We start from the raw sequence: 6,725 nt of genomic DNA, 5'->3' as shown, positions 1-6,725 counted from the left end.
TGTCACTCGGATTTCACGAGGGATGGTCTTTCACCATCATGGTTATCAAGTTGTCAAGGTTCTTTCTTCCTTGCGACTAATCCTCCTAAACCCTTGATGGGCAAGGTTTCTAGTCAACGAATCGCACGGCTGCATCCTACCCGGTAGTAGGGATTAAGTTTGACATAACTTACTGAGGTTTCGACCGTTCCTCAGACCTATTTGTGCTACCGTTTTTACTTGTTCCACCTGATGGATTGTTTTGGTGACTATAGGACAGTCCAATTTGCCTATTCCCTCCTCAGAGTTTACAGCTATCTTTGGAACATGCTGTGAGGATATAAGGAATGAAGTCTCGCATTTTTACAGATTGCGGCTTGCGAATAAGACACTTTTTCAGGACTTTTGCTACTGCTATCCATATCACCTCCCTCTTAGCGGCAGTGTGGCTAATCTGCTTCACCTCTGATTCCGCCCTGTTGCCAGCTTCACTCTGCTAGGATGTCGCCTGCTCGGTGTGGCCAGATAAGGAGTCTGCTGTCTCTTCAGCGGTGGGGTTTTCACCCACATCCGTACAGGTAGTTAGGTTTGTGATTTGATCACGCGCCCCCGAGTCATACCCTACTCTATTACGAGTAGCTCCTACTCGGAACAAGCCGCACTCCAAATTCGGCTATAACCAGTAACTTCGAGCTTCCGTTGCTGGAGTTTTCCCATCGGCAAGTAGCCAGATGATTTGATAGTGACTGCGTTGCACCGAGGAGGTGCTTGCCCGGTAACGAGAGTAGAGTTCCTCCGAACTCAAATGGGATTCAACAGTGACGGTTTTTGGCATAGCGAGTGGCAATGCAATGTTTTTTCAGAGGAAGGGAAGTTTAATTATAACTAATTATCCGAACTTGATATTAATCGAGCAGGCAGGGTGTGAGCTTCTGTTTCTGCCTGCTTATTCACCTGACCTAAATAAAATTGAGAAATTTTGGTCTCGACTGAAACATCATTTACGGAAGACCATTGAGGAATTTGATTGTTTGCAGGATGCTCTGGATAATGCTTTCAGAGTATTGTCCTAACCAACTCTTTCTCTGCTATAGAGTCTGCGTTTTAGATTATTTCGTCGCCCCCTCAGGTTTTCAACTCCTTTAAAAAAAAACTTTAAATTTTTTCTGAATTCGATTTTAAAGTGTGTAAATTATAATCAAGGTAGTATAGCGCTACGCGCAAGTCAGAAGTCAGAAGTCAGAAGTTAGAAGTAAGCTATGACTAAGTTTCGGAGTTTAGGAATGTCAAACACCTTAATGCGTAGTGCTATAACTGCCAAAGTTAGCCACTTGTGGTTTATTTTTGTTAGCCTGCATGAAAGCCTTCAATTAACTCAATACCTGAGCTCCTAGAATGTCTAGACCAGTTTTATACATCGCTATCACTAGCCACGGTTTTGGTCATGCTGTACGTACTGCCTCCGTAGCTGCGGCTATTCAACGACTGTGTCCGGATATCTTACTGATTCTAGTAACAACAATACCACGCTGGTTATTAGAATCCTACATTCCGGGGGATTTTATTCATCGCCCACGGGCTTTTGATGTTGGTGTTATTCAAACCGACAGCTTAACAATGGATAAAGAGGTAACCTTAACCAAACTACAGCAAATTCGTTCCAATGCTAGATCAATTATTGCTAGTGAGGTTGACTTTATTCGTAACAATCGAGTAGGCCTGATATTAGCCGATATTCCCCCCTTAGCTGTAGGTATTGCTCAAGCGGCTGAAATTCCCTGCTGGATGATGAGTAACTTTGGCTGGGACTTCATCTATCGAGACTGGGGAGGAGAGTTTGCTGAGATTGCCGATTGGATCAGTGAGTATTATGGGAAATGCGATCGCTTATTTCGCCTTCCTTTACATGAACCCATGAGCGCGTTCACCCAGATCACCGATGTGGGCTTAACAGGGGGATCACCAGGATACAGTACAGATCAATTAAGGAAGCATTTTGATCTGAAGTCTCCAGAGTTTAAAACTGCTTTACTCACCTTTGGGGGATTAGGGTTGGAACAAATTCCTTACCATAATCTATCTAGATTCCCTAACTGGCAGTTTATCACATTTGACTCTCAAGCACCAGATTTACCCAATTTACTGAAAATCAAGGGTCACGACTATCGACCAGTGGATTTCATGCCCTTGTGCTCGCGAGTGATTTCCAAAGCGGGGTACAGTACTTTTGCTGAAGCCTTACGCCTGGATATCCCAATTTCTTCAGTTACCCGCTCGGGATTTGCTGAAGCCGCTATCCTAATAGAAGGGGTGCAAGACTACGGTCACCATCAGATTTTAACACCGACAGAATTTTTCCACGGCAACTGGGAATTCCTCCATCATACTCCCAAGCCTCCCAGAAAATCTCATAGCTTGGTAAAGGATGGAACAGACAAGATTGCTAAAGATATTGTTAACTACCTCCAGACTCACACTAAATAGCCTAAATAGCCCCTGCCATGATATCTACCGTAGATTCGCTTATAGAACAGATCCAGAATAGCCAAAATTCTATCCCAAAGTCCATCGAAACACCAGAAACCTCTACTATTGAAGAACAGACCTCTGAAGAGCAGACCTCTTTCCCCAGCCTAGAGTTGGCAGCACGAGACGTTCGTATGGTACTTGATCAACAAAGGGAGCGCAGTCAAACCTTGACCACAAAGCTCAATATCTTGTTTGTCACTAACGGAGCCTTGTTAACGAGTTTAACCATATCTGGGCTAGTATTTTTCCGCAGCCCATTTGGTATAGCCGAGATACTGGGATTTATGCTTAATTTTACCCTACTAATCCGTGCTTTTCTCCCGCGTCAGATAGCAGTCAGTCCCAACTTGGGAGATAAAAAATTCCTAGAACGTTACCTGGTACTATCACCAGAACAATACCAGCTACAGATGCTGGTTAATCTGGTAGAGACTTATAATGCAAACAGGCAGCGATTAGAAGATTTTTCTCTATCGTTGAAGTATTCTGCTTATGTAACTTGGGGGGTTGCCTTGATTATTACTTTGAATGTCATAGCAGAGTTTTGCATTCCTGCGCTTAAACTGATGTGATGTATTGTTGGCTTTCGCTGAGACTATGAATTCTAAACAGGTTAATAAAAAACCCTCCGGAGAACCCTTGAGTTTACCGGAACCAGACCCAGAGAACATCACTGTCTTGACCCGTAACCTGCCCAACAAGCCAATTCTGCCCTGGAATCACTATGATTCCCCTTGGCGTGATGGGGAACCGGAGAATCCAGAGGCATCGGAAAATTCCGAGCAGGCAGATGAGTCGAGTGACAATCAATCTGCAACTGAGCCAGAATCAGCAGAAAAGCCAGAGTTATCAGAAACTGCTGCTCAACTGGATAAGTTGTATACAGAAGAATTGGCAACCGTCCCTGAGTCGTTATCAGAAGATACTCTAGAGTCATCAGAAACTGGTGCTGTGGTGGATGAGTCTCCTGACAATCCACCAACAGCTGTAGCCACAGAAACCTTGGAAACACCTGTGGTGGATAAGTCTCCTGTCAATCCACCAACAGCTGTAGCCACAGAAACCTCGGAAACACCATCCGAGGAACTCAAACAGCTCGGGTAGCAGTGGCTAGATTAACCAAGCCTTCTATGACTCATTATCAACAACGACTCAAAATCAAGACTACCGGTAAATCCTTCTCCAACATTACCGGGAAAGTTCAATCTGTGGTTGCTACATCAGGACTGGAGACTGGACTGTGTACCATTTTCCTCCGTCATACCTCCGCAAGTTTGGTAATTCAGGAAAATGCTGATCCTGATGTGCTCACGGATTTATCGAACTTTTTTGCTAAATTAGTACCAGAAGATGGCAAAAGCTATAGCCATAGTGCCGAAGGTTCCGATGATATGCCTGCTCATATCCGCACTGCGCTGACTCAAACATCGGAACAGATTCCTATTGCTCAGGGGAGATTGCTCTTAGGAACCTGGCAAGGCATTTATATTTGGGAGCATCGCCGACAGGCTCACTACCGGGAGGTGGTGGTGCATATCGCCGGGAATTAATCTCAACCAGTATCTATTCTAACTATTAGAGTCGATGCCCGGTATTATCCGGGCAGGGCTGTTTCATTCTCAATAAAATAGAAGATAATCAGAGATAATTACTCTTAAGTACAAAAACTGAGGATATAGCTCAGATTATGGCTCATTAGACCTCTTGCCAAAATATTTTGAGTTATAATAGTAAATTTTGTGAAAATTAGCTAAATTGTATACTACGCTTATACACAAAGAGATTACAAAGCAAGTTTGTTAGTCTTAAGCGTACGCTAAATAAAAAATTGCCAAATTTATAATTATACCACGAAAGACTTTTGCAAGAGGTCTATTGTCTTGATGCAATAGCGAGTGGTTTGAAGTTACCGTAAGACAGGCTCGCCTTAATCAATAAGTTTTAACCATGCATCTGCATAGCCTACCAACCATAAAGGCTCAACGTAATCAGGTTTCGTCTCCGGGGGAAACCCCCAAGACCGCGCTGCATCGCTTCACTGATCGCTCCCTTGATCGAATCAAAGCCATGTGCTCTTAAAAGGGTTAAAACCCAGGTTTTGAGCACAGATAAGTTTAAAGGAGCAAATCCTGATGTTTGTGGGCTAATATCTTCCTCATAGATGACATCTTTTACCCAATCAAGAGAATTTTCAATTAGCCAATGTCCTCGTATACCTTCTGACAGACGGCGAGATTGAGGTGGTTTTGAACAAAGATAATAACTGATGCTTCGATAAGTCTCATTGCCACGAGTTCCACTACGTTCGACTTTAATCACACAACCCACGCCAATCCATTTCGGATCAAGGTTTTCGGGTGGATCAAACACAACGATTTTACGATAACTATTACGGTTTCTAGTTTTTTCATGATGGGTCACTTTTTGTTGTGCTCTTTGCCGATTCGATAGGGTTTCTATTTGTTGATATAGCTTTGGTTGATTAGTTTTGACTTTAACTAGATAGTCATTGCCTGATTTAACGATCGCTTCGAGACTGAAGTTCCCCCTTTGACAAAAATGGCAACCTATGCAGGGTAAGGAATAGCAGATTTTCTGTCGGTCATTTACTGGGTACAAATAGGGAAACACCAAGTAAATCTAACGCCTTTTGTTGGACTGGTGTGGGTTGAGTAATTTTCAAAAAAGTCAGATCAGCCCCCTCTAATTTAGAAGCAATTGTGTTGAGAGTAATTGTTACTAAATCTGCCATCAAAGTCGAAAAGCTGTGTACGGGTAAGTTCTGGGCTGTCCGCTTCTTACGAGCCGTGGGATTTAGCTTTTTTTGAACGTTTAACAGGAGTAACTCCATCCCAATCAATCGGGGTGTCGTCCTCGTCATCAAAAAGAATCGGTGAAGCGAGCCTGCTTCATATGCCATTCCACATAATAAGCCAGCATACAAAGAAAAACGTGAGATTTAACTCGGCTTTCGAGATGGTGATAAATGGGACGGACTTTTAAATCCATCGTCTTATAAGAGCGAAAAGCCTGTTCGACTTGAGACAGACTTTTGTAAGCTTTCACTGTAGCTGGAGCATCTAAAACTTCGGTGTCTACAGAAGTACGAATGACATATAATCCATCCAAGGCAGCGGCGGCTTTTAAGCCTTGGGGCTTGCGGGTGTAGGAAAAGCTGTTGTTCGTGATTTCCAGTTCAAAGAACTTCCCCACTCGATACTTGTTAATCACCTTTCCGACTCGGAGGCCAATTTGGTCAGCACCCTTTAAAGCCCTTTTTTATCGGAGAGTAGCTTGAACAATTTTTTCTAATTCTTATTCTGTTTTCTGTAAGAGTTTTTCTCGTTTTTGAGCCCTTGAATCAGCAGTTATTGGATTGCGACAAGCGATTAATCTTTCCCCCGGATAATCTACTGATTCCACTTCCACTAAATTTTGTTCATCAAACAGTCCCAGTTGAATCACTTCTTGCTCAGCCAAGAGTTTGATTTGATGAGCAGTTAAGGCTGTAATCCAATCGAGATCCTCCCTTGTCGAGAACTCTTGGTTGATACGGGTTTGAGTAATCATACCAAATCCGGTTGTCAAACACCCTTATAATATAAGAAAATTGATGGAGACAAGATGGATGCCCAAAAAAGTTACTCTAGCCAATCATTGTAGTTCCGACGAACTGAAACAAAAGTACCTCAAAAGTAAAGATTTAGTGGCCTTTTGGCCACGCTACGCGAACGAATCAAGAAGATGGCACCTACTGTGGAAAGTGTCCTTAGGGTGGACTATTAAAAATAGTGCCATCGCTGTGGGTATTAATTATGATTATGGCAAAGAGATAGTTAAAAAATATAATAATTTTGGAGAAAAAGGAGTCCAGAATTTAAAAAATAAGCACAGACAGCATAGGGGAGGCAAAAAACCACTACTAAGAGAATCTCAACTTAAAAAATTAGCAAAAGAATTAGAATCAAGACCATCAGACGGAGGAATTTGGACAGGACCAAAAGTAGCTCGTTGGATCGAAAAAGAAACCAGAGACGAAACCTTAGAGAGTGGTTTGAAGTTACCGTAAGAATAAAGAAGCCTTATGCCATGAGTTTTATCCCTTTTACCCATAGCCTTTCGCCTATAAAGGCTTCTTTATTCTAAGGTTTCATCTCCGGCCTTATTTCAGATAACTTAAAAATATTACCCATAACCTGTCCCTATAAAGGCGACCC

10 protein-coding genes and 1 pseudogene are annotated in these 6,725 nt (G+C 42.7%); 6 read left to right on the top strand and 5 right to left on the bottom strand.

Annotation, left to right across the window (positions count from 1 at the left end):
- Nucleotides 1–652: 652 nt before the first annotated feature.
- Nucleotides 653–814, bottom strand: coding sequence for a hypothetical protein (locus F6K51_RS34670; RefSeq protein WP_293029936.1), 162 nt, complete (start codon nucleotides 812–814; stop codon nucleotides 653–655).
- A 70-nt stretch (nucleotides 815–884) separates the two neighbouring features.
- Between F6K51_RS34670 and F6K51_RS34665 the strand changes: the two are divergent.
- The 5 genes and pseudogenes from F6K51_RS34665 to F6K51_RS34645 all read left to right on the top strand — a co-directional run.
- Nucleotides 885–1,052: pseudogene (locus F6K51_RS34665) on the top strand (transposase); the annotation flags it as partial.
- A gap of 322 nt (nucleotides 1,053–1,374) precedes the next feature.
- Nucleotides 1,375–2,463 (top strand): glycosyl transferase, encoded by a 1,089-nt coding sequence (locus F6K51_RS34660; protein WP_293029933.1) that lies wholly within the window; start codon nucleotides 1,375–1,377, stop codon nucleotides 2,461–2,463.
- 17 nt (nucleotides 2,464–2,480) lie between these two features.
- Complete coding sequence (locus tag F6K51_RS34655; RefSeq protein ID WP_293029930.1) at nucleotides 2,481–3,080, top strand: hypothetical protein; 600 nt, start codon at nucleotides 2,481–2,483, stop codon at nucleotides 3,078–3,080.
- A 25-nt stretch (nucleotides 3,081–3,105) separates the two neighbouring features.
- Nucleotides 3,106–3,612, top strand: coding sequence for a hypothetical protein (locus tag F6K51_RS34650; protein ID WP_293029927.1), 507 nt, complete (start codon nucleotides 3,106–3,108; stop codon nucleotides 3,610–3,612).
- 26 nt (nucleotides 3,613–3,638) lie between these two features.
- On the top strand, nucleotides 3,639–4,058 hold the full coding sequence (locus F6K51_RS34645) for a secondary thiamine-phosphate synthase enzyme YjbQ (RefSeq protein ID WP_293029924.1): 420 nt from the start codon (nucleotides 3,639–3,641) through the stop codon (nucleotides 4,056–4,058).
- Between the two features lie 412 nt (nucleotides 4,059–4,470).
- Here the strand turns inward: F6K51_RS34645 and F6K51_RS34640 are convergent, their stop codons facing one another.
- The 4 genes from F6K51_RS34640 to F6K51_RS34625 all read right to left on the bottom strand — a co-directional run bounded on the left by F6K51_RS34640 (nucleotide 4,471) and on the right by F6K51_RS34625 (nucleotide 6,078).
- On the bottom strand, nucleotides 4,471–5,139 hold the full coding sequence (locus F6K51_RS34640) for an ISAs1 family transposase (RefSeq protein ID WP_293029920.1): 669 nt from the start codon (nucleotides 5,137–5,139) through the stop codon (nucleotides 4,471–4,473).
- Nucleotides 5,111–5,389 carry a hypothetical protein gene (locus F6K51_RS34635; RefSeq protein WP_293029917.1) on the bottom strand — a complete coding sequence of 93 codons (279 nt, stop codon included), beginning with the start codon at nucleotides 5,387–5,389 and terminating at the stop codon, nucleotides 5,111–5,113. Before F6K51_RS34635 ends, F6K51_RS34640 begins: the two co-directional genes overlap by 29 nt.
- The gene (locus tag F6K51_RS34630) at nucleotides 5,389–5,739 is read right to left on the bottom strand and encodes a hypothetical protein (RefSeq protein WP_293029914.1); all 351 of its coding nucleotides are present in this window, start codon (nucleotides 5,737–5,739) and stop codon (nucleotides 5,389–5,391) included. The genes F6K51_RS34635 and F6K51_RS34630 overlap by 1 nt, the downstream gene beginning before the upstream one ends.
- 84 nt (nucleotides 5,740–5,823) lie before the next feature.
- Nucleotides 5,824–6,078: a hypothetical protein gene (locus tag F6K51_RS34625; RefSeq protein WP_293029913.1), complete on the bottom strand. Its 255-nt coding sequence runs from the start codon at nucleotides 6,076–6,078 to the stop codon at nucleotides 5,824–5,826.
- A gap of 58 nt (nucleotides 6,079–6,136) precedes the next feature.
- Between F6K51_RS34625 and F6K51_RS34620 the strand changes: the two genes are divergently transcribed.
- Complete coding sequence (locus F6K51_RS34620; protein ID WP_293029912.1) at nucleotides 6,137–6,577, top strand: helix-turn-helix domain-containing protein; 441 nt, start codon at nucleotides 6,137–6,139, stop codon at nucleotides 6,575–6,577.
- Nucleotides 6,578–6,725 lie beyond the last annotated feature (148 nt).

It is taken from the genome of Moorena sp. SIO3I8, from assembly GCF_010692325.1.
Lineage (GTDB): Bacteria > Cyanobacteriota > Cyanobacteriia > Cyanobacteriales > Coleofasciculaceae > Moorena.
The sequence above is the reverse complement of the archived record's forward strand: the minus strand, read 5'-3'. Positions and strand labels throughout refer to the sequence as shown.